Origin of the sequence: Actinacidiphila yanglinensis, from assembly GCF_900107965.1 — a bacterium.
Lineage (GTDB): Bacteria > Actinomycetota > Actinomycetes > Streptomycetales > Streptomycetaceae > Actinacidiphila > Actinacidiphila yanglinensis.
On record NZ_FNVU01000023.1, the window covers coordinates 72261 to 92182 of the forward strand.

15 protein-coding genes and 1 pseudogene are annotated in these 19922 nt (G+C 72.3%); 8 read left to right on the plus strand and 8 right to left on the minus strand.

What is annotated here, in order from left to right; translation table 11 throughout:
• Nucleotides 1–2: 2 nt before the first annotated feature.
• Nucleotides 3–1130 (minus strand): ABC transporter substrate-binding protein, encoded by a 1128-nt coding sequence (locus tag C4U44_RS34690; RefSeq protein ID WP_103890057.1) that lies wholly within the window; start codon nt 1128–1130, stop codon nt 3–5.
• 299 nt (nt 1131–1429) lie between these two features.
• Between C4U44_RS34690 and C4U44_RS34695 the strand changes: the two genes are divergently transcribed.
• The gene (locus C4U44_RS34695; protein WP_235032587.1) at nt 1430–2200 is read left to right on the plus strand and encodes a GntR family transcriptional regulator; all 771 of its coding nucleotides are present in this window, start codon (nt 1430–1432) and stop codon (nt 2198–2200) included.
• Between the two features lie 157 nt (nt 2201–2357).
• On the opposite strand, the gene tmpA is transcribed toward C4U44_RS34695, so the two are convergent.
• On the minus strand, nt 2358–4016 hold the full coding sequence (gene tmpA / locus C4U44_RS34700) for a 2-trimethylaminoethylphosphonate dioxygenase (protein WP_103890059.1): 1659 nt from the start codon (nt 4014–4016) through the stop codon (nt 2358–2360).
• A gap of 333 nt (nt 4017–4349) precedes the next feature.
• On the opposite strand from tmpA, the gene C4U44_RS34705 reads away from it, so the two are divergent.
• Nucleotides 4350–6041: a beta-N-acetylhexosaminidase gene (locus C4U44_RS34705; RefSeq protein ID WP_407642933.1), complete on the plus strand. Its 1692-nt coding sequence runs from the start codon at nt 4350–4352 to the stop codon at nt 6039–6041.
• Between the two features lie 181 nt (nt 6042–6222).
• On the opposite strand, the gene C4U44_RS34710 is transcribed toward C4U44_RS34705, so the two are convergent.
• From C4U44_RS34710 to C4U44_RS34720, 3 genes are all read right to left on the minus strand, one after another.
• Complete coding sequence (locus tag C4U44_RS34710; RefSeq protein ID WP_103890061.1) at nt 6223–6999, minus strand: copper homeostasis protein CutC; 777 nt, start codon at nt 6997–6999, stop codon at nt 6223–6225.
• Complete coding sequence (locus tag C4U44_RS34715) at nt 6996–8519, minus strand: M81 family metallopeptidase (protein WP_103890062.1); 1524 nt, start codon at nt 8517–8519, stop codon at nt 6996–6998. Before C4U44_RS34715 ends, C4U44_RS34710 begins: the two co-directional genes overlap by 4 nt.
• Before the next feature lie 68 nt (nt 8520–8587).
• Entirely contained in the window at nt 8588–9835 is a 1248-nt protein-coding gene (locus C4U44_RS34720; protein ID WP_103890063.1) for an ROK family transcriptional regulator, read from the minus strand.
• Between the two features lie 301 nt (nt 9836–10136).
• On the opposite strand from C4U44_RS34720, the gene C4U44_RS34725 reads away from it, so the two are divergent.
• The 5 genes and pseudogenes from C4U44_RS34725 (at nt 10137) to C4U44_RS34745 (ending at nt 16796) form a co-directional block, all read left to right on the plus strand.
• Nucleotides 10137–11948: a peptide ABC transporter substrate-binding protein gene (locus C4U44_RS34725; RefSeq protein WP_103890064.1), complete on the plus strand. Its 1812-nt coding sequence runs from the start codon at nt 10137–10139 to the stop codon at nt 11946–11948.
• Between the two features lie 51 nt (nt 11949–11999).
• Entirely contained in the window at nt 12000–12959 is a 960-nt protein-coding gene (locus C4U44_RS34730; RefSeq protein ID WP_103890065.1) for an ABC transporter permease, read from the plus strand.
• A complete protein-coding gene (locus tag C4U44_RS34735) occupies nt 12956–13870 on the plus strand; it encodes an ABC transporter permease (RefSeq protein WP_103890066.1) in 915 nt (304 codons plus the stop codon). The genes C4U44_RS34730 and C4U44_RS34735 overlap by 4 nt, the downstream gene beginning before the upstream one ends.
• Nucleotides 13867–15666 (plus strand): annotated as a pseudogene (locus C4U44_RS34740) (dipeptide ABC transporter ATP-binding protein); the annotation flags it as partial. The gene C4U44_RS34735 and the pseudogene C4U44_RS34740, both read left to right, overlap by 4 nt.
• Nucleotides 15667–15800: 134 nt before the next feature.
• Nucleotides 15801–16796, plus strand: coding sequence for an ROK family protein (locus C4U44_RS34745; protein WP_103890068.1), 996 nt, complete (start codon nt 15801–15803; stop codon nt 16794–16796).
• 76 nt (nt 16797–16872) lie between these two features.
• Here C4U44_RS34745 and C4U44_RS34750 read toward each other — a convergent pair whose 3' ends face one another.
• The gene (locus tag C4U44_RS34750) at nt 16873–17265 is read right to left on the minus strand and encodes a DUF5997 family protein (protein WP_103890069.1); all 393 of its coding nucleotides are present in this window, start codon (nt 17263–17265) and stop codon (nt 16873–16875) included.
• Nucleotides 17266–17324: 59 nt separating this feature from the next.
• On the opposite strand from C4U44_RS34750, the gene C4U44_RS34755 reads away from it, so the two are divergent.
• Nucleotides 17325–18125, plus strand: coding sequence for a LysR family substrate-binding domain-containing protein (locus C4U44_RS34755; RefSeq protein WP_103890070.1), 801 nt, complete (start codon nt 17325–17327; stop codon nt 18123–18125).
• 32 nt (nt 18126–18157) lie between these two features.
• Here the strand turns inward: C4U44_RS34755 and C4U44_RS34760 are convergent, their stop codons facing one another.
• Nucleotides 18158–18925 carry a hypothetical protein gene (locus tag C4U44_RS34760; protein ID WP_146088415.1) on the minus strand — a complete coding sequence of 256 codons (768 nt, stop codon included), beginning with the start codon at nt 18923–18925 and terminating at the stop codon, nt 18158–18160.
• A gap of 146 nt (nt 18926–19071) precedes the next feature.
• Entirely contained in the window at nt 19072–19878 is an 807-nt protein-coding gene (locus tag C4U44_RS34765; protein WP_107504003.1) for a YwqG family protein, read from the minus strand.
• Nucleotides 19879–19922: the final 44 nt, after the last annotated feature.

Sequence of the window (19922 nt, forward strand, 5' to 3'; positions counted from 1 at the left end):
GGTCAGCTCACGGCCTTGGCCCAGCCGGCCAGCACGGTCTGCTGGGCGGCGTCGACCTGGGCGGTGGTCGGGAACGTGGGGCTGCCGGTGACCGCGGGGAGCTTCGCCGCGGCCGCCTTGTCCACGGTGCCCTTCTGGATCATGGCCGGCATCTCGGCGGGACGGGAGAAGCCCTGGAGCCACAGGTTCTGGCCCTCGGTGCTGTAGAGGAACTCCTCCCACAGACGGGCGGCGGCCGGGTGCGGCGCGTACTTGTTGATCGCCTGGCTGTAGTACTGCGCGTACTGGCCGTCGGAGGGCACGGTCACCTTCCATTCGATGCCCTTGCCGGCGAACTCCTTGGCGTACCCGGCGTTGAGGTAGTCCCAGTCGATGCTGATCGGCGTCTCGCCCTTCTCGACGGTCGCCGGGGTGGACTCGACCGGGTTGAAGTTGCCGTTCGCCTTCAGCTTGTGGAAGAAGTCCAGGCCGGGCTGGATGTTGTCCAGCGAGCCGCCGTTGGCCAGCGCGGCCGCGAAGACGCCGCCGAACGCGGAACCCGATTTGGTGGGGTCGCCGTTCATCGCGACCTGGCCCTTGTACTGGGGCTTGAGCAGGTCGGCGAAGGTGGTCGGGCAGACCTTGACGGCCTTGGCGTCGCAGCCGATGGAGACGTAGCCGCCGTAGTCGTCGTAGCGCAGGCCGTTCGCGTCCTTCTGCGCGGCCGGGATGTCGTCCCACGAGGCGACCTTGTACGGGGCGAGGATGCCCTGCGCGGCGGCCTTCAGCGCGAAGGAGTTGCCCAGGTCGACCACGTCGGGGGCGCGGGTCTGGCCCTTGCGGGACGTGATCGCGGTGATCTCGTCCTGGCTGGCGCCGTCCGGGTTCTCGTCGGCGACCTTGATCCCGTACTTCTTCTCGAAGGCGCTGATGATGGCGCCGTAGTTGGCCCAGTCCGGGGGAAGCGCGATGGCGTTGAGCGTTCCCTCCTTCTTGGCGGCGGCGACCAGCGAGGTCATGCCGCCGAAGTCCGCCGCGGAGGCGGCCGTTGCGGCGTTCTTGCCGCCGCCGGCCGATGCCGAGCCGGCGGAGGACGAGGCGGAGCCGCAGGCGGTCAGGGCGAGCGCGGCGGCGGTGAGCCCGGCAGCCATGGCGGCGACGCGGACGCGAGGGACTATCACGGGTTTCTCCTGGGGAGCGACGTGCGAGCGGCGGACGGTCGGGCGACCCGCCGACGAAGTGCCGAGGTTGGCTGTACAACTTTTGCCAGTACGCCTGGCGCGGGTATCCGGGAGGTGAACAATCCGGCGACTTCAGGGGGATGGCGGCGGAATGTCGGAGTCTGCTCGCGGCTCCCGGTTCGCCACGGGGGACGCCTGGTGCCGGAGAGCGGATAGGGTCCAGCGGGGCGCAGCGGCATGAACCGTGCTGCGGAGATCGAGGAGGGACATTGCGGGACGACAGCGGGGAGCGGGCGAGGGGCCCGCTCTATCGCAGCGTCGCGGCCGACCTCCGCGAGGCCATAACCGCCGGCGACTACGGCTCGGGGGGCAGGCTGCCCGCCGAGAGCACCCTGGCCGAGCGGTACGGCGTCTCCCGCGGCACCGTCCGGCAGGCCCTCGCGGCCCTGCGCGCCGACGGCCTGGTCACCTCCCGGCGCGGGACCCGGCGCGTGGTGCTCGGCACCACGCGGGTGCAGAGCTTCGCGGAACTGGTGAGCTTCACCACCTGGGCCCGCTCGGTGGGTGAGGACCCGGGTGGTCGGGTGGAGCAGCTGGAGCGGCGTGCCGCCGACGCCCGGGAGAGCGAGCAACTGCGTCTGGAGCCCGGCGCGGAGGTCGTCGTCGTGCTGCGGGTTCGGACGCTGTCCGGCCGGCCGGTGATGGTGGAGCGCAGCGTCTATCCCGTGTGGGTCGGGGAGCTGGTGGCGCGGATTCCCGCGGACGCGGTCTCGCACACCGAGCCGCTCCAGGAGCAGGGCGTGGTGTTCGCCGACGCCGACCACACCATCGACCTCGTACTGGCTGACGCCGACGACGCCCGGCTGCTGGGTTGCCGCGCGGGAGAGGCGCTGCTGCGCGAGCGCCGCCGCTCGACCGACCCGGTGGGAGCACCCGTCGAATGGTCGGAGGACCGGTACCTGCCCGGCACCGTCGCCTTCACGGTGCACAACTCGATCGCCGCCTCGGCGCTCTCCCGCCGCCACCGCCGACCGCACTGAGGCGCGGCGCGCCCCCGCGGGAGAGGGAACGGCGCCGCCGTGAGGTACGGCTGCTCCCCCACCGCAGATATGCCACGACACACCTGCCGTGACACACCTGCCGCGACTCGCCTGGGGGACGACACGCAGCCCGCGGAAGCGGCGCCCCCCTTGCCCGCTACCCGCGCAGCAGCCCGGTGAGCAGCGGCAGGAAGTGGCCGAACTCCGGCGTCACCGCGCCGGGTTCCTTCGCCTGCTCGTCCCAGCGCCGGACGGCCACGGCGTCGGCCGCCTGCGGCAGGGCGGCGAAGGCGGCGGCCTCCGCCTCGGTCATCGGGCCTCCCTGCAACCGCAGGGTGTACTCGGAGGCCTCGGACAGGCCCTCCCGGTAGCCGGGCTCGGCCGTGCAGAGGTAGCGCTTCGCCGCGACGTGCAGGCGCACCGGTTCGGTGACCTCGGGACCGAACCAGCGGGAAAGCAGGTCGGCTCCCGTGTGGCCGTGCCGGTGGTCGGTGTCTCCCGCGCCCTCGTCCGGTGCTCCGGCGAAGTGGCCCACGTCGTGCAGCAGCGCGGCGGCCACCAGGTGCGCGGGCGCGCCCGCGGCCTCGGCCAGCGCGCCGGCCTGGAGCATGTGCTCGGTCATGGTCACCTCCTCGCCCAGGTACTCCGCCGCCCCGGGGCCGTTGAGCAGCTCGGCCAGCGGGTCCAGGGCGTCCGCCCGGCGCAGGACGGCGAGGGAGCTGCCCAGCCCGTCCAGATCGGCGTACGCGCCCTGCAGGTGCCGGAAACCGTCCTGCTCGAAGGCGGTACGGGCGTGCAGCAGCCGGGTGTTGTCGAAGATCAGGCAGTCGCCGGGCGCGAGCCGGAGGTCCAGCCGGAGGCCGGGCCGGAGCAGCAGTTCGCCGAAGCTGCGGTAGGCGGCGTAGAACGCCTCCAACGCCGGCGGCGCGAGCCGCAGCGTGCCGATCGACCGGTTGTTGAAACGGACCTCGCGGATGCGTCCGCGCGGGTCCACGTCGATCAGCGGGCGGTCCGCGCGCAGTTCCGTGCGGTCGTCGCGGAAGACGAAGGGGACGGGGGTACGGGTCAGGACCCCGAAGGACTCCGGGTCCTCGGTCCGCAGCGCGGCCGCTGCGGCGAAGCCGTCGACGAGCCCGGAGTCGCCGCCGGTCGCGGAGTTGACCAGGCAGTGCAGCAACTGCAGGGTGGGGACCGGGTCGCGGTACGGGTTGTCCGTGTGCGGGGTGATCCGCGCCGAGGTGAAGGCCAGGTTGTTGGGGTCGGGTTCGACCCTGACGTCGAAGAGCCTGCCGTAGTTGGTCTCCCGGACGTGGCCGAAGGTCTCGGCGACGGCCAGGACCTGGCCCTCCTGCAGCGGCACCCCGCGCAGCAGGGCGAAGCCCAGCCGCTGCACCGCGTCGAGCACCCGGGCCCGCTGCACGCCGTCGGCCAGGTAGTCGACCCAGCCCGCCTCCGGCACCCGCCCCGCCAGGTCCGCCGCGGCCCACAACTCCTTGCCCGTCTCGGTCCGCCGGTCCCCGGTGAGCGCGGAGTCCGCCGGCTGGTTGGCGTCCAGCCAGGCGACGGTGAAGGGCGAGCGGTGGCCGTCCGGGACCCACCGGACCTCCACCGAGGGTTCCCCGGCCGCGCTCGGCTCGACGACCTCGCCGACCGCGAGTCCTTGCGGCAGGTCGGTGATCTGGAACAGCTTCTGGCCGGAGTGCGGGTCCCGGCAGTCGGGACACGGGCAGTTGTCCCGCAGCCAGTCCGGCGGCAGCGCCGCGACCCGAGCGGACAGGTGGGGAGCGGCGGCTTCGGCCGCTGGTTGTGCCGTCATGGGTTTCCCTCTGCGATCCAGGTGAGCAAAGTTGTACAGCCAACTTTGGATGTCCTTGATGAGGAGAAGGCCATCAGCAGGTGACGGGCGGGGGAAGACGCGTGAAGCGGCGGGCGGCGGAAGGGGTGGCCTGCCGCGGTCGCCGCTCCGTCGAGGCAGCGGTAGCGGGTCACCGTGTCCCGCGTGGGCACGTTCCGCGGGCGGTTCACCGCCGATGCGCCGGAGCGGGATCGCACGGGGCCCTTGACGCGCGTGAGGTGTCCGCGTCCCATGGGAAGCAGCGTTCGGCTGCTCGGTGCCACAGGTTCCATCTCCTTCGTCGAAGGGACACTTGTGAGACTGCACAGAACCGCTCCGCGCACCTCTCCCCCGCCCCACTCCCGTGCGCTCTCCCGTACGGTTCCCCGACTCGCCGGATCGTTGCTGCTCGTGCTCGCAGCCGCGGCCTCCACCGTCGGGGCCGCCGGTTCCGCCCAGGCCCGGTCGGGATCCCCCGCCACGGCGGTACGGCCGCTCGGCCAGGTCGTGCCCGCACCCGCCGACGTGCGCCCGGCGGGCGCACCGTACACGCTCACGCCTTCCTCGCACATCCGCGTCGCGGGGCACGCGCGCGACGCCCGCCAGGTCGGCTCCTACCTGGCCGGGCTGCTGCGTCCGTCCACCGGCTACGCCCTGCCCGTCGTCGAGGACGGCAGGCACGGTGCGAAGGGCGGGCACGACATCCGGCTCACCCTCACCCCTGGAAGCAACGGCCTCGGCGCCGAGGGCTACCGCCTCGACTCCGGCCCGGACGGCGTCACCCTCACCGCCCGCACCTCGGCGGGTCTCTTCCACGGCGTCCAGACGCTGCGTCAGCTGCTGCCGGCGTCGGTCGAGGAACACACCAGGCAGCGCGGTCCGTGGAAGGTCGCGGGCGGCACCATCACGGACGTGCCGCGCTACACCTACCGCGGTGCGATGCTCGACGTGTCACGGCACTTCTTCACCGTGCCCCAGGTCGAGAAGTACATCGACCAGTTGGCGCTGTACAAGATCAACGAGCTGCATCTGCATCTCTCCGACGACCAGGGCTGGCGCATCGCGATCGCGTCGTGGCCCCGGCTGGCCCCGTACGGCGGGTCCACCGAGGTCGGCGGCGGCACGGGCGGCTACTACACCAAGGCGCAGTACGCGCAGATCGTCGCCTACGCCGCGTCACGCCATCTGGAGGTCGTGCCGGAGATCGACATGCCGTCCCACACCAACGCGGCGCTCGCCTCGTACCCGGAACTCAACTGCGACGGTGTCGCGCCGCCCCTGTACACCGGGACCGAGGTCGGGTTCAGCTCGCTGTGCGTGCCCAAGGACGTGACGTACGCCTTCATCGACGACGTGATCCGTGAACTGGCCGCGATCACACCGGGGCGCTACCTCCACATCGGGGGCGACGAGGCGCACTCCACCAGCCAGGCGGACTACGTGTCGTTCATGAACCGCGCGCAGGCCGTCGTCCAGAAGTACGGCAAGACCGTGATGGGCTGGCACCAGATCACGTCGGCGACGCCGGTCGAGGGCGCGGTGGCCGAGTACTGGGGCAACGACGGCACCGGCACGGCGGAGCGCGCCCAGGTCGCCGCGGCGGCGAAGAACGGCACCAGGCTCGTGCTGGCGCCCTCCGACCGCTCGTACCTGGACATGAAGTACGACGAGAACACGAAGCTCGGCCAGGACTGGGCGGGCACCGTCGAGGTGGACCGCGCGTACGACTGGGACCCGGGTACGTACCTCGCCGACGCGGGGGTGCCGTCGAGCGCGGTGCTCGGCGTCGAGGCGCCGCTGTGGACGGAGACCATCGTCACGAACGACGACATCGAGGCCATGGCGTTCCCCCGGCTGCCAGGCATCGCGGAGCTCGGTTGGTCGCCCGAATCCACGCACGACTGGAACACCTACAAGGTGCGCCTGGCCGCCCAGGGGCCCCGGATGACGGCGCTCGGCATCGACTTCTACCACTCGCCGCTGGTCGACTGGCCGGCGGACAACTGACGGCGCACCGGCGGCCGTTGGGAACCACCCACCGGCCGCCACCGGTGCCCCACCCCACACCGATCCCCGGTCCCCGGCTCCCGGAGCGGGACAGGCGGCGCGGCTGGTGCGCCTGCGCGGTGCCCGCGCGGGCTCTCGGACCAAGGTCCTGGATCCCGCCGCCGGGTGGCGGTGGCCGCGTTCAGCGGTTGACGGCGTCGACCGCTGCCCGCGCCGCCGCCACGATCCCCGGGTCGGTGACGAAGTGGCTGTCGGTGTCGGCCGAGCCGCTCGCCGAACCCATCGGCACCCACGTCCCGCCGCGCCGGGCGGGCGCTGCCCGCTTCGCCGACAGGTGTACCGCCGCGACGCCGGTGGCCGCCAGCCCGGCCACGTCGCCGGGCCGGACGCCCGCACCGGCCATCACCTCGGTAAAGGGGACGGCCGCGGCGATCGCGGCGATCTTCCCGGCGCCGGACGGCGCGGTCGCGGCGCCGCCCGAGGTCAGGATCCGGGTCGCGCCCAGCGAAGCCGCCAGCACGGCCGTGGCCACCGGGTCGGCCGCCTGGTCGATCGCGCGGTGCACGGTCACCCCGACCGGACGACCGGCCGCGCTCCCCGCTTCGGCGGCCGCGTCCAGCAGCCGGCGCATCGCCCCGGTGTCCAGGGCGCCGGCCGCGGTCAGCGCGCCGACCACCACGCCCGCCGCGCCCGCCGCCACCGCCTCGCGCACCTCGGAGGCCATGAGCGCCACCTCCTCCGCGTCGTACACGAAGTCACCCGGGCGGCAGCGGACCAGGACGTGCACCGGCGGGCCGGCCGCGCACGCCGCCTCGACCAGCGCTCCGGACGGCGTGACCCCGCCCAGTTCAAGAGCCGAGCACAGTTCCACCCGGTCGGCGCCGTTCTCCCGGGCGATCCGGGCCCCGGCGACGCCGGCGACGGCGATCTCCAGCGCGAGCCGGCCGCCGGGCCTCACTCGTCGTCCCCGGTCAGGGGCTCGTCGGAGGGCGCGATGAGCCGGGCGGACAGGTCGGGCTCCGCCATGTCCGGGTCGAAGGGGAACATCGGGCGGCGTATGCGCCGGTGGCCCAGCCGCACCAGGTCCTGGTCGACGCCGCCCGGGGTGAGCGCCATCTTCCAGCCGGCGGACATCGCGAACAGCTCGGGCTCGAGGTAGCCGATCTTGACGATGACGATGTCGGCGCCGCGCGGGTCGAGGTGCAGGTCGGTGAAGTCGTGTTCGTGGTGGTAGGGCTTGCGCAGCGCCGTGAGGATCACGAACACGCTGCCGACCCGCAGCACCACCTCGGTCTCGGCGTCCCGGTCGCCCTCCCGGACGGCGTGCACGACGCCGGTCATGGTCAGCGGGCCCTCGTGCCGGTCGTCGACCTCGGCGCCGGCCGTCACCGTCACGGTCGCGCCGACCCCTGCCCGTCGTGCGTGCGCCACTGCCGCCGGGCCGGGCACGGAGGCGTACAGGACCGTCGGTCCGCCGGCGTCGCGGAACTCCGGCCGGGCCAGGACCCGGGCCAGTCCCCATGTCACGTCGCCGGCCCCGCCGGCCGTCGGGTTGTCGCCGGTGTCGCTGACGAAGTACGGGCGCTGCGCCGAGGCCAGCGCCTCGTCCAGGCAGTCGTCCAGGGTGCCGGTCGGTGCGACGAACCCGAACTCCTTCCGGCTGTCCCAGAAACCGCGTGCCAGACGCTCCGCGCCCGCGGCGACGGCCTCGCGCGAGGGGCCGGTGACGACCACCGCCGCGCGGTTGCGCGGTTCGTCGGCCCACGCGTAGCCGACCCAGATCGCCGCGTCGGTGACGCCGTCGAGCGCCTCCACCTCGTCGACCGCCGCGTAAACGCTCCTGGCCGGCTCGATCCGGGTCGAGGTCTGCTCGCCGGCCAGCAGCACCGGCACCGGCACCCACGCCTTGTACGGCCGGGGCGCGCCCGACACCAGCAGGTCCACCAGGTTGCGGACCGCCCGCTCCTTGGTCTCCATGTGGTCCTCGTGCGGCGCCATCCGGTAGCACGTGATCAGGTCGCTGCGGTGGGCCAGTTCGCGGGAGACGTTGCCGTGCAGGTCCATCGAGGTGGACACGACGACCTCCGGCCCGACCGTGGCCCGGATCCGCTCCAGCAGGACCGCCTCGGCGTCGTCGACGCCTTCGACGGTCATCGCGCCGTGGATGTCGTACCAGAGGCCGTCCAGGGAGGGCAGTTCGGCGAGCCGGGCGATGAGCTCGTCCGACAGTTCGGCGAAGGCCGCCGCGGTGACGGTGCCGCCCGGCAGCGACTTGCCGACGAGCGCGCCGTGCCAGGCGGCCGCCTCCCGCAGTTCCTCGCCCGGGGCGAGGAACGGGTAGCGGTCCAGTACCTCCTCGCCGCGTGACGGGTGGAAGGCGGGCGCCTGGGTGCGGGCCGGGGAGAACGTCGAGGACTCGATGCCGATCCCGGCGATGGCGATGACCGGGCGGGCTACGGGAGTTCGGGGGTGCGGCATGGCTGCTCCTGCGGTGGTCGGGATCGGGGTGCGTCGGAGTACACGGCCGCGCGGCGCGCGGTGGTCGGTCAGCCGTCGAGGCGCGCCGGGCCGCGCGGGTGGGCCCTGGGCAGGGCGCCGGGACCGGGGCCGGCCTCGGTCGCGTCGTGCAGCGCCCGGGCCATGGCGCGCTGCAGGGCGAACAGGCCGGCGCCGAACAGCCCGGCGTCCGCGCCGAGACTGGCCCGCGCGATGGTCAGGTGCTCGGTGACGAGCGGGTGGCAGCCCTCGTACAGGCGGCTGCGGACCGCGGCGACGAACGGCTCCAGGGTGGACAGGATGCCGCCGAGGTAGACGGCGTCGGGGTTGAAGAAGTTCACGTTCGCGGCGAGGACCGTGCCCAGGTAGCTGCCGGCCTGGCGCACGGCGCCCGTGGCCAGCGGGTCGGCGTCGGACGCCAGGCGCACCACGTCCGCCAGGGACTCGACCTTCGCGCCGCGCTCGCGCAGGATCCGGACCAGCGCCGCACCGGAGGCGACCGTCTCCAGGCAGCCGGTGTTGCCGCAGGAGCAGGGGGTGTCCCCGGCCGCGTCGATGCGGACGTGGGTGATGTCGCCGGCCGCGCCGGTGGCGCCCCGGTAGAGCTTGCCGTCGGCGATGATGCCGGTGCCTATCGCGGAGCCGATCTTCACCATGATCGACTGCCGTCGCTCCACGGGCTGGACGGCGTGCTCGCCCACCGCCATGCAGTTGGCGTCGTTCTCGACCGCGGCCGGCACCCCGAACCGCTCCTGCAGCCAGTCCGCGACCGGGAACCTGTTCCAGCCCGGCATCCGCGACGGCAGCGTGACGGCCCCGGACTGCACGTCCACCGGCCCGGGCAGCGAGAAACCGACGCCGCGCAGCCGCCTCCGCCCGTGCCGCTCGGCCAGGGCCTCCAGGGTTCCGGCCAGCTCGGGCAGGGCGACCTCGGGCCCGTCGGCGATGGAGAACGGCACCGTGGAGACGTCCGTCAGCTCGCCGCCGGGCAGCACCACGCCGATGCGGGCGTGCAGCCCACCCAGGTCGGCGGCGACCGCGAACTCGTCCGTGGCGCCGATCCGCAGGATCTTACGGGGGCGGCCGCCGGTGGACGCGCTGGTGCCCTGCTCGGCGACCAGTCCGCGGCTGACCAGCTGGCCGACGGTCAGCGAGATCGTGGACGCCGACGCGCCCAGGCGCTCGGCGAGTTCGGCGCGCGAGGTGCCCTGCCCGGAGGCGATGAGTTCCAGGACGCGCTCGGCGAGCGACGGTGTGCCTTGGGCGCCGTTCCTGGGCGGAGGACTTACGTCGGGCATGAAGAAACTTACTTCCGAAATGACGGTGGACGGCGATGACAGTACGCCCGGAAGGCCTCCTGAGGAAGAGGTGTCCGCCCCGTGGAGAATCCCGGCGATGGGTCCGGAAACCGCGCCGATGCTGGGAAGTCAGGTCCCTACGGTCGGTGCGGCCGACCTTTTTTCGAAACAGCAGAAACATACTTGTTATCAACAGGGGTTTGTTTTTTCGACCGGACACGTCGTTGACTGTTCCGCACCCGCACGGCCCTCGACGTTTCCGGGATTTCCGGTCCCAGCGGCCGTCCACCTGAGGAGAATCATGTTCCCTGTCCGCACGGCGGAACGCCGCCGCTGGGCGCTCGTTGCGGGTGCCGCCATCGCGGTGAGCTCGCTGCTCGCAGGCTGCAACGGAGCGAACGGCTCGTCGTCCGCGTCGTCCGGTTCCATCAACTATGCGCTGCCCGCGAACTTCACGCCGAACTGGATCCTGCCGATCGGCACTCCGGCCCACCTCAACACCAACAATGTCTCCATCGCGGCCTCGTTGTGGGAACCGCTGGTCGCCTACGACGGCTCCACCGGCGGAATCGGCTGGAACAAGAAGGCGTCGATTGCCAGCGCGGCCGACTTCGCGCCCGACGGCAAGAGCGTCACCATCACACTCGGCGCCCGGCACTGGAGTGACGGCAAGCCGATCACCTCCCGGGACGTCCAGTTCTGGTTCAACCTCATCAAGGCGAACAAGGCGCAGTGGGCCGGATACAGCGCCGGAAAGGCGCCCGACAACTGGACCGCGCTGAAGGTCCTGGACGACCACCGGTTCACCCTGACATTCGACCGGTCCTACAACGACCAGTGGATGCTGGCGAACGAGTTGAGCCAGATCACTCCGCTGCCGCAGCACCTGTGGGACCGCGCCTCCGCCTCGGCGGCGGTCGGTGACACCGACGAGACCCCGGCCGGCGCCAAGCAGGTGTGGACGTTCCTCAACTCGGCGGCGAAGAACATATCCAAGTACGCCTCGGACCCGCTGTGGAAGACCGTCAGCGGCCCGTACGAGGTCCACTCGTTCTCCACCGCGGGCAAGGTGGTGCTCGCCGCGAACAAGAAGTACGACGGGGGCGAGAAGGCCCACATCCCGACGGTGAACCTGCTGCCGTTCACCACCACCGACGCCGAGGAGAACGCGCTGCGCTCCGGGCAGGTCGACTACGGCTACATCAACGCCACCGACCTGGACCAGAAGGCGTCCTTCACCGGTCAGGGCTACAACGTCAAGCCGTGGACGGGCTGGGCGATCACCTACATGCCCTACAACTTCCAGAACCCCACGATGGGCGCGGTGTTCAAGCAGCTGTACGCCCGGCAGGCGGTACAGGAGTCCATCGACCAGGACAGCCTGTCCAAGGTCATCTTCAACGGCACCGCCGTTCCCGGCTACGGCCCGATCCCGCAGGCGCAGGCCTCCGACTTCGTCTCGCCGGCGCAGAAGGACAACCCGTACCCGTTCTCGACGGCGAAGGCCAAGTCGCTGCTGACGGCGCACGGTTGGGCCGACCAGGGCGGCACGATGACCTGCGTCCAGCCCGGTACCTCCGCGAGCCAGTGCGGTGCGGGTGTCGCCAAGGGCACCAAGTTCCGCATGCAGGTGCTCTCCCAGTCCGGATCGACCGTCACCGACAACATGATGAGCGCGATCCAGTCGTCCCTGGCCAAGACCGGCATCGGCTTCTCGATCAAGACCGCTCCGGTCAACTCGGTGCTCTCGCAGACCCCGCAGTGCACGTCCGGCCAGGCGTCCTGCAAGTGGCAGCTGTCCTTCTTCGGTACCGCGGGCAGCTGGTACTTCCCGGCGTTCCCGACCGGTGACTCGCTCTTCCAGAGCAAGGGCGGCTCGAACTTCGGCAGCTACTCCAACCCGCAGGTCGACCAGCTCATCACCGAGTCGACCACGTCGACGTCGAACAACGCCGTCCAGCAGTACAGCGCGGCCCTGGCCAAGGACCTGCCGGTGATCTGGCTGCCCGAGCCGGACTACCAGATCTCGGTCGTCAAGAACGGCCTCGGCGGCTTCGCCCAGGACTCGCTGGCCGACTTCCACCCCGCCCAGTGGCAGTGGACCGGCAAGTGAGCCCCGCCCGGGTCCTCATCCGCCGCCACTGATCCGACCGTTCGGAAGTCGATGAACACTTACCTCTACCTGGCCAGACGCGTCCTGCAGGCCCTCGCGGTGATCCTCATCGTGACGGTGGCGACGTTCTGCCTGCTGCACGCCCTGCCCGGGGGTCCCGCACGCGGGATCCTCGGCCCGCAGGCCACCCCCGAGCAGATCGCGCAGTTCAACCACGCGCAGCACCTCGACCAGCCGCTGCCCGTGCAGTACGGCGCCTACCTCGGCCGCCTGCTGCACGGGGACCTCGGCAGCTCGTACACGCTCAACGAGCCCGTCTCCCAGCTCATCGTGCAGCGCCTGCCCAAAACGCTGGTGCTGACGGTGCTGTCGGCGCTCGTCGGGCTGCTGCTGGCGGTGCCGCTGGGCATGTGGCAGGCCGTCCGGCGCAACAAGCCGGTCGACTACGTCATCACCACGCTGAGCTTCGTCGCCTACTCCACGCCGGTGTACTTCCTCGGCCTGATCCTCGTGCTGGTCTTCAGCCACATCCTGCCCTGGTTCCCGGCGCAGGCACCGCAGGGCGACTCGCTGGCGCAGGTCTTCGCCGACCCGGCGGGCCTGGTCCTGCCGGTGGTGGCGGGCGCCGCCTCCGTCGTCGCGGTCTTCAGCCGCTACATGCGGGCGGCCACCCTGGAGAACCTCTCCGAGGACTACGTCAGGACCGCCCGGGCCGGCGGCTCGCGGCGCGGCGCGATCCTGCGGCGCCACGTGTTCCGCAACTCGCTCACCCCGGTCGTCGCCATGCTCGGCTACTACGTACCGGTGCTCTTCGGCGGCGCCCTCGTCGTCGAGCAGCTGTTCAACTACCCCGGTATGGGGCTGCTGTTCTGGAGCGCCGCGCAGTCCTCGGACTACCCGGTCCTGCTCGGCTGCGTGCTGGTGATCGCCGTGGCCACCGTCGTGGGCACGCTCCTGGCCGACATCGTCCAGCGGATCATCGATCCCCGAGTGAAGGAGGGCCGCGCATGAGCGCCGTGCTCCAGCCCGGCCGGCTGCCCGGCGACGGGCCGTCCGCCGAGCCGGCCGACGGCGTCGCCGCCGGCGGACCGCGCCTGGCCGTACGCCGGTTCGTCCGCAACCGGCTGGCCGTGGTCGGCCTCGCCGTGGTCGTGCTGTTCTTCCTGTTCTGCTTCGTCGGCCCGCTGCTGTACTCCACCGACCAGATCCACACCACGCTCACCCAGGTGAACCTCTCGCCCAGCGGCAGCCACCTGCTGGGCACCGACGCGGTCGGCCACGACGAACTCGGCCGCCTCATGTACGGCGGCAAGGTCTCGCTCGTCGTGGGTCTGGCCGCGGGCATCCTCGCCACCGTGATCGGCACCCTGTGGGGCGCGGCCGCCGGGTACGCCGGCGGCTGGATCGACGCGGTCATGATGCGCGTCGTCGACGCCGGGATCGCGATCCCCGCGCTGTTCATCCTCCTGGTGGTCTCGGCCATCTCGACCCCCGGCGTCCCGGGGCTGATCGTGATCCTCGGCCTGGTCTCCTGGCTCGTCCCCGCCCGCCTCGTCCGCGCCGAGACCCTCACCCTGAAGAACCGCGACTACGTGCACACGCTGCGCGCCATCGGCGGCACCCACACCCGGGCCATCGGACGGCACATCCTGCCGAACTCCGTCTCCACGATCGTGGTCGCCGCCACCTTCCAGGTCGCCGACGCGATCCTGCTCGTGGCGTACGTGTCCTACCTCGGGCTCGGCCTCCAGCCACCGAAGACCGACTGGGGCGGCATGCTCTCCGCGGGCCTGACCGCCACGTACTCCGGCCGCTGGTGGCTGATCCTTCCGCCCGGCCTGGCCGTCATCCTGGTCGTGTGCGCGTTCAACGCCATCGGCGACGGGCTCCGTGACGCTTTCGACGTGAGGGGACGCGGATGACCGCCGCCGAACGCTCCACCGCCGCCGTGGCGGACCCCATCCTCGACCTGGACGACCTCGGCGTGGTCTTCTCCTCCGAGACCGGGGACGTACATGCCGTGCGCGGCGTGTCGCTGCACGTCCGGCCCGGCGAGACCCTCGCGCTGGTCGGCGAGTCGGGCTCCGGCAAGTCCACCGTCGCGCTCGCCGCGATCGGCCTGCTGCCCGGCAACGCCCGCGCCACCGGCCGGGCCCGGCTGGGGGCGACCGACGTCGTCGCCGCCGGCGAGAACGACCTGGCCCGGCTGCGCGGCCGGACCGTCTCCATGGTCTTCCAGGAGCCGGCGACCGCCCTTGACCCGCTCACCCGGATCGGCGACCAGATCGCCGAGGTGATCCGCAACCACCGCCCCCTGTCCGCCCGTGAAGCCGCGCAGGCCGCGATCGAACTGCTGCGCCGCGTCGGCATTCCCGACCCGGGCCGGCGGGCGTCCGCCTTCCCCTTCGAGTTGTCCGGCGGGCAGCGCCAGCGTGTGGTCATCGCCATGGCGATCGCCAACGACCCGACGCTGCTCATCGCCGACGAGCCCACCACCGCGCTCGACGTCACCGTGCAGGCCGAGATCCTGGACCTGCTGCGCGGTCTCGCGGCCGAGACCGGCACCGGCGTGCTGCTGGTCACCCACAACATGGGCGTGGTCGCCGACTTCGCCGACCGCGTCGCCGTCATGCTGCAGGGCGAGATCGTCGAGACCGGACCGGTCGAGGACATCCTGCTGCGCCCGTCCCACGACTACACCAAGCGGCTGCTGGCGGCGGTGCCGCGGCTGGCAGTGGCGGAACCCGGAGAAGCGCCTCGGCCGAGCGCGGAGGCGGACGCGGGCACGGAGTCCGCGACGTCAGGCGCGCTCGCGAAGTTCGCGGAGGCGGGCGGGTCCGCCGAGTCCGCGGACTCCGGCGGGTCCGCGACGTCCGGCCAGTCCGCGGAATCCGCCGAGTCCGTGGTCGACCTGCGGGCGGTGACCGTGGCGTTCGGCCGCGGGCGGGGCGCGGTGCGTGCTCTGGACGACGTGTCCTTGAGCGTCCGGCCCGGCGAGACCGTCGGCCTGGTCGGCGAGTCCGGGTCGGGCAAGTCCACCGCGGCCCGCGTCGCGCTCGGGCTGGTGCGGCCCACCTCGGGCACGGTCACCCTCTTCGGCTCCGACCTGCGGCGCGTCTCGGTACGGGCCCGCCGCTCCCTCAGGTCCGGCGTCGGCGTCGTCCTGCAGGACCCGGTGGCCTCGCTCGACGCCCGCATGTCGGTGGGCGAGTGCATCGCGGAGCCGTTGCGCGTCCACCGCCGCCGGATGTCGTCCAAGGAGCGCCAGGCGCGCGTCGCGGACATCCTGGACCGGGTCCGGCTGCCGCGCGGCTTCGCCCGGCGTACCCCCCGCGAACTGTCCGGCGGCCAGCGCCAGCGGGTCAGTCTCGCCCGGGCGCTCGTGCTCGACCCGCGGCTGCTGGTGGCCGACGAGCCGACCAGCGCGCTGGACGTCAGCGTGCAGGAGGCGGTCCTCCAAGTGATCACCGAACTTCAGGACGACCTCGGGTTCGCGTGCCTGTTCGTCTCCCACGACCTCGCCGTGGTGCAGAACTTCGCCGAGCGCGTCGTCGTCATGCGGGCCGGCCGGATCGAGGAGCAGGGCGCCACCGAGGTGACCCTGCTGCATCCCGGGACGGACTACACCCGCCGCCTGCTGGCGGCCGTCCCCGTGCCCGACCCGGTGGTCCAGCGCCGCCGACGCGCCGAACGGCAGGCCGAAGCCGCCCAGGCCCGGCCGCCGGGGACCGCGCCTGCCGGGAACGACGGCGGACCGGGCCCTGAGACACCGGGCGGGACCGTACCTGGAGACGGGCCCGGAGACGGGCCCGACAGGGACGGATCGAACACCGGCGGATCGGGCGTGAACGCGTGACGGCAACACCCGCACCACCGCGGCAGACGCGCGCCGTCTTCGCCGGGGTGGACATCGGCGGCACCACCACACAGGTCATCCTGTGCACCGAGTCCCTGGAGGTCCTGGACCGCGTCGAACTCGCCACGCCCGCCGCCGAGGGCGGAAGCGCCATGGTCGGCACGGTGCTCGACGGGCTGCGGCTGCTGCTCGACCGCGTGCCGTCACGACTGGTCGGCGTCGGCGTCGGCGCGGCCGGCGTCGTCGACGCGCGTACCGGCCATGTGCTGGTCGCCAGCGACTCGTTCACCGGCTGGGCCGGGTTCGCGGTGACCGACACCATCGAGGCGGCGCTCCACGTACCCGCCTTCCTCGACAACGACGTCAACGCCTTCCTGCGCGGTGAAGTCGCCGGCGGAGCCGTCGCGGGCGAGTCGCACGCGCTGGGCATGACCCTCGGCACCGGCGTCGGCGGCGCCCTGTGGGTGGACGGCGCGCTCCTGGACGGTCCGCACGGCGCGGCCGGCGAGATCGGCCACATCCCCGGCTTCGGCGACATCCCCTGTTCCTGCGGCGGCCGCGGCCACCTGGAGACCCTCGCCTCGGGCCGCTCGCTGGCGGCGCGGTACGCGGAGCGGACCGGACGGGACACCGACGCGCGCGGGGTCGCGGCTGCGGCCGCCGCCGGCGACCAGGACGCGCTCGCGGTGTTCGAGGCGGCCGGGTCGGCCGTCGCGCGCGCGATCCTGATCACGGCCGGCATGGTCGACGTCACCACCGTCGTGATCGGCGGCGGCGTCAGCCGGGCCTGGCCGCTGCTGGAACCGCCGGTGCTCGCCGCCCTGGCCGCCGAACCACCGGTCAGCGGCTATCCGATCCGGCTGGTCCCGGCACTGCTGGGCAGCGACGCGGTCGCGATCGGTGCGGCATCCCGGGCGCGCGGGGAACTCTGCGTGGGGTCGTCGGCCGGCCCTTCTCCCGCCGCCGAGCCGGCCTGCGGGCCGCGGGGCTGAGCAGAAAGCCGGAAACGGTAGGCGGTAGGCGGTAGGCGGATCGACCCCCGCCTACCGCCACTCCCCACGCACACGGTCAGGGGGTACGGGCGGCGCGCTCCGCGTTCTTCTCCTTGATCCGCACCGCTTCCCTGCGGAACTCGGCCTGCACGGCGCGCTCCTGGACCAGCCACTCCGGCTGTTCCTTCTTCAGTGCCTCGATCTCCTCGGTGGTCAGCGCCTCGGTGACGCCGCCACGCGCGAGGCCCGTGATGGACACGCCGAGCTTGGAGGCGACCACCGGCCGCGGGTGCGGTCCGTTGCGCCGCAGTTCCACCAGCCACTCGGGGGGATCGGCCTGGAGCGCGTTCAGCTCGGCGCGGGAGACGACACCCTCCTGGAACCCGGCGGGTGTGGCCTGGAGGTACACACCCAGTTTCTTCGCCGCTGTCGCGGGCTTCATGGTCTGGGTGGTCTGCTGCGACGTCATGCCTTCAAGGATAACGAGGGTGCGTGCCACCTCCGACCAGCAGCGGATAGCCTGGTGAGGTGACAGGCTCGGAAGCACCCCCTTCGTTCCGGCTCGCATACGTTCCGGGCGTGACACCGAGCAAGTGGGTGCGGATCTGGAACGAGCGGCTGCCGGAGATCCCCCTCACCCTTGTGCCGGTGGCCGCCGCGGAGGCGTTCGGCGTGCTGCGGGACGGCGGCGCGTCCGGCGCGGACGCCGGATTCGTACGGCTACCGGTCGACGGGCCGGACCTCAGCGCGATCCCCCTCTACACGGAGACGACGGTGGTCGTCGTCCCCAAGGACCACCTGGTCGCGGCGGTCGACGAGGTGACCTTGGACGACCTCACCGACGAGATCGTCCTGGACCCTCTGGACTCCGCCCTCACCTGGGAGACCCAGCCGGGGCAGCCCGCGAAGGAGCGCCCCGCCACCACCGCGGACGCCGTGGAACTGGTCGCGGCGGGTGTGGGCCTGCTGCTCGTCCCGCAGTCCCTGGCCCGGTTGCACCACCGCAGGGACCTCACCTACCGGCCGGTCCCCGACGCCCCCGAGTCCCGTGTCGCCCTGTCCTGGCCGCAGAGCGAGACCACCGACCTGGTGGAGCACCTCATCGGCATCGTGCGCGGGCGCACCGTGAACAGCACGCGCGGTCGCCCCCTTCCGGCCCAGACCGCACCGAGTACTCAGGGCGCACAGGGCAAGGACAAGCGACCCGACAAGGCGGCGGACGGGCGCCGCAAGCCCGCACGCGGCGGGTCGGGTTCCGGAGCGAGGTCCGCCGGCAAGGGTGGCAGCACGAGCGGCGCGAGGCGCGGCAAACCCCGCCGCCGTTCGTAGCCCGCCGCGGTCTCCTCCCCCGTACCGCGGCTCTACTGCGAGTTGTACGGTTTGATGCTCACCGCGGGACCGTCGGAGTACCGGGCGACGGCCGCCGCTGCGGCGCCGGTGACCTTCACGAGCGCCGTTCCATGGGCGGGCACACGCGTCAGCCCACCGACCGGCACGACGACCACGGCCTGCTGCGTCTGTCCCTTGGGCGGCTCGTCGTAGACCAGGTACGCCACGCGTACGGACACCGCGAAGCCATCGGTGTTCGACAGCCGGAGCGCCGCGAACCGGTGGAACTTGTCGACCTTGTGGCCCTGCGCATCCAGCGGCTGGGCCGTGACATCGTGGATCCCCGCCCGGATTCGGGCCGGCACGACGCTGACCACCCGCACCCGGACGTCAGCGACCTCCTGGGCACCGGGACCCGAGAAGCGCAGGATGTCCATGCCCCACCCGTACGGAACAACGAGGGCGCCCCGGTCGGAGCCGTACACCGTGCGGACCTTCACCTGCGACAGCACCTTGTGCTGCTTGTCCAGCGGGGTGAAGGCGAGGACCGGGACGACGGACCTGTCGTCGTCGTTCTTGATGTCCAGGGCCTGATTGATCGTCTCCTTCTGCGGCCGCGTCCCGTGGTACTCGAACGACAGCTTCCCCACGAACGGACGCGGTGTGCTGGTGACGGGCGACGACGCGTCCCCTCCCACCTTCGCCACCGTGGCGTCCGTCCCCCCAGTGGAACAGCCGCCGAGAACCGCGACGGCCACCACCACCGCGACGCCGAGCGCGCCGCGTCCTGCTCTCCCCACCCTGGTCCTGCCTTCTGCGCCTGTGCGCTCTCGAACTGATCCGGCAGACACTACTGAATCCGTGAACGCACTGTGAACACGGTGTGCGTGCGACGACCACGAACTCCTCTCCCCCGGGCCGTCGACCGCGCTGTGCCGGCAGGGGCTCAGCAGTCGTACCGGTGGGCGGAGGGGAGGTCCGGGCACCGGCGGCAGACGAAGAGGTAGACGCCGCCGAGATCGCCCATGTCCATGCCATGGTCCGCGGTGACGCTGGCCAGGTGCTCCATACGGTGGCCGCGGGGGCAGTCGGGCCAGTCGGGCGGCTGGGACCAGGCCGGATAGCCGCCGATCTTCGTCTCCAGCGCGCACGCCGCGTCGGTGTAGTCGCGGCCGGTGCGCTCCGCGAACACCTCCATCCGCTCCTCCAGCACCTCACCCTGAAGTTCCTCAGGTTTGCCCCAGTTGGGGTAGTCGTGAACGGTCACCGGGGACAGCACGCAGGGCGGCGGCAGAAATTCGTCGAAGATGTCCTCCACCGCGGGCGCGGGGACATCGGTGAGGACGCCCGCTGCCAGGACCTCGGCCTCGGTGCGCCAGTACAGCCGAGGCCGCACCGACTCGGACCGGTCCGCGGGGTGGAGCAAGGTGCACCACACCACCTGGAGCAGGTCCCGGCCCTCGGGGAAGGGCAGTTCCGGCACGTCGCGGGCGAACACCTGGAGCACCGGCACCATCGGTACGGGCCGGACGGGAGTCCGGTCCCCGGAGCTGTCCGGGAAGTAGTGCCCCTGTTCCGCGCAGTGCGGCCAGGGATCGTCGGCCGGCCAGAGCGGAGGCCCGCCGAGCGAACTCTCCGCACGCCCCGGCCCACCCGGTTCCGGCCGCAGGATCGTAGCGGTCCGGCGCAGCGGGGCGAGTTCGGGAAACACCGTGTCGACGACGTGCGAGATGTCGGCGGGGACGTCCCCCATGGCGCGGTCTCCTTCGGGTCGGCGGCGTGCGAGCGTCAGCGCAC

Bases quoted from the DNA above. Each gene is read 5' to 3' on its own strand.
- C4U44_RS34735 (WP_103890066.1), top strand. From the start codon at position 12,956: ATGAGCGCCGTGCTCCAGCCCGGCCGGCTGCCCGGCGACGGGCCGTCC.
- C4U44_RS34720 (WP_103890063.1), bottom strand. From the start codon at position 9,835: ATGCCCGACGTAAGTCCTCCGCCCAGGAACGGCGCCCAAGGCACACCG.
- C4U44_RS34765 (WP_107504003.1), bottom strand. From the start codon at position 19,878: ATGGGGGACGTCCCCGCCGACATCTCGCACGTCGTCGACACGGTGTTT.
- C4U44_RS34715 (WP_103890062.1), bottom strand. From the start codon at position 8,519: ATGCCGCACCCCCGAACTCCCGTAGCCCGCCCGGTCATCGCCATCGCC.
- C4U44_RS34690 (WP_103890057.1), bottom strand. From the start codon at position 1,130: ATGGCTGCCGGGCTCACCGCCGCCGCGCTCGCCCTGACCGCCTGCGGC.
- C4U44_RS34725 (WP_103890064.1), top strand. From the start codon at position 10,137: ATGTTCCCTGTCCGCACGGCGGAACGCCGCCGCTGGGCGCTCGTTGCG.
- tmpA (WP_103890059.1), bottom strand. From the start codon at position 4,016: ATGACGGCACAACCAGCGGCCGAAGCCGCCGCTCCCCACCTGTCCGCT.
- C4U44_RS34750 (WP_103890069.1), bottom strand. From the start codon at position 17,265: ATGACGTCGCAGCAGACCACCCAGACCATGAAGCCCGCGACAGCGGCG.
- C4U44_RS34730 (WP_103890065.1), top strand. From the start codon at position 12,000: ATGAACACTTACCTCTACCTGGCCAGACGCGTCCTGCAGGCCCTCGCG.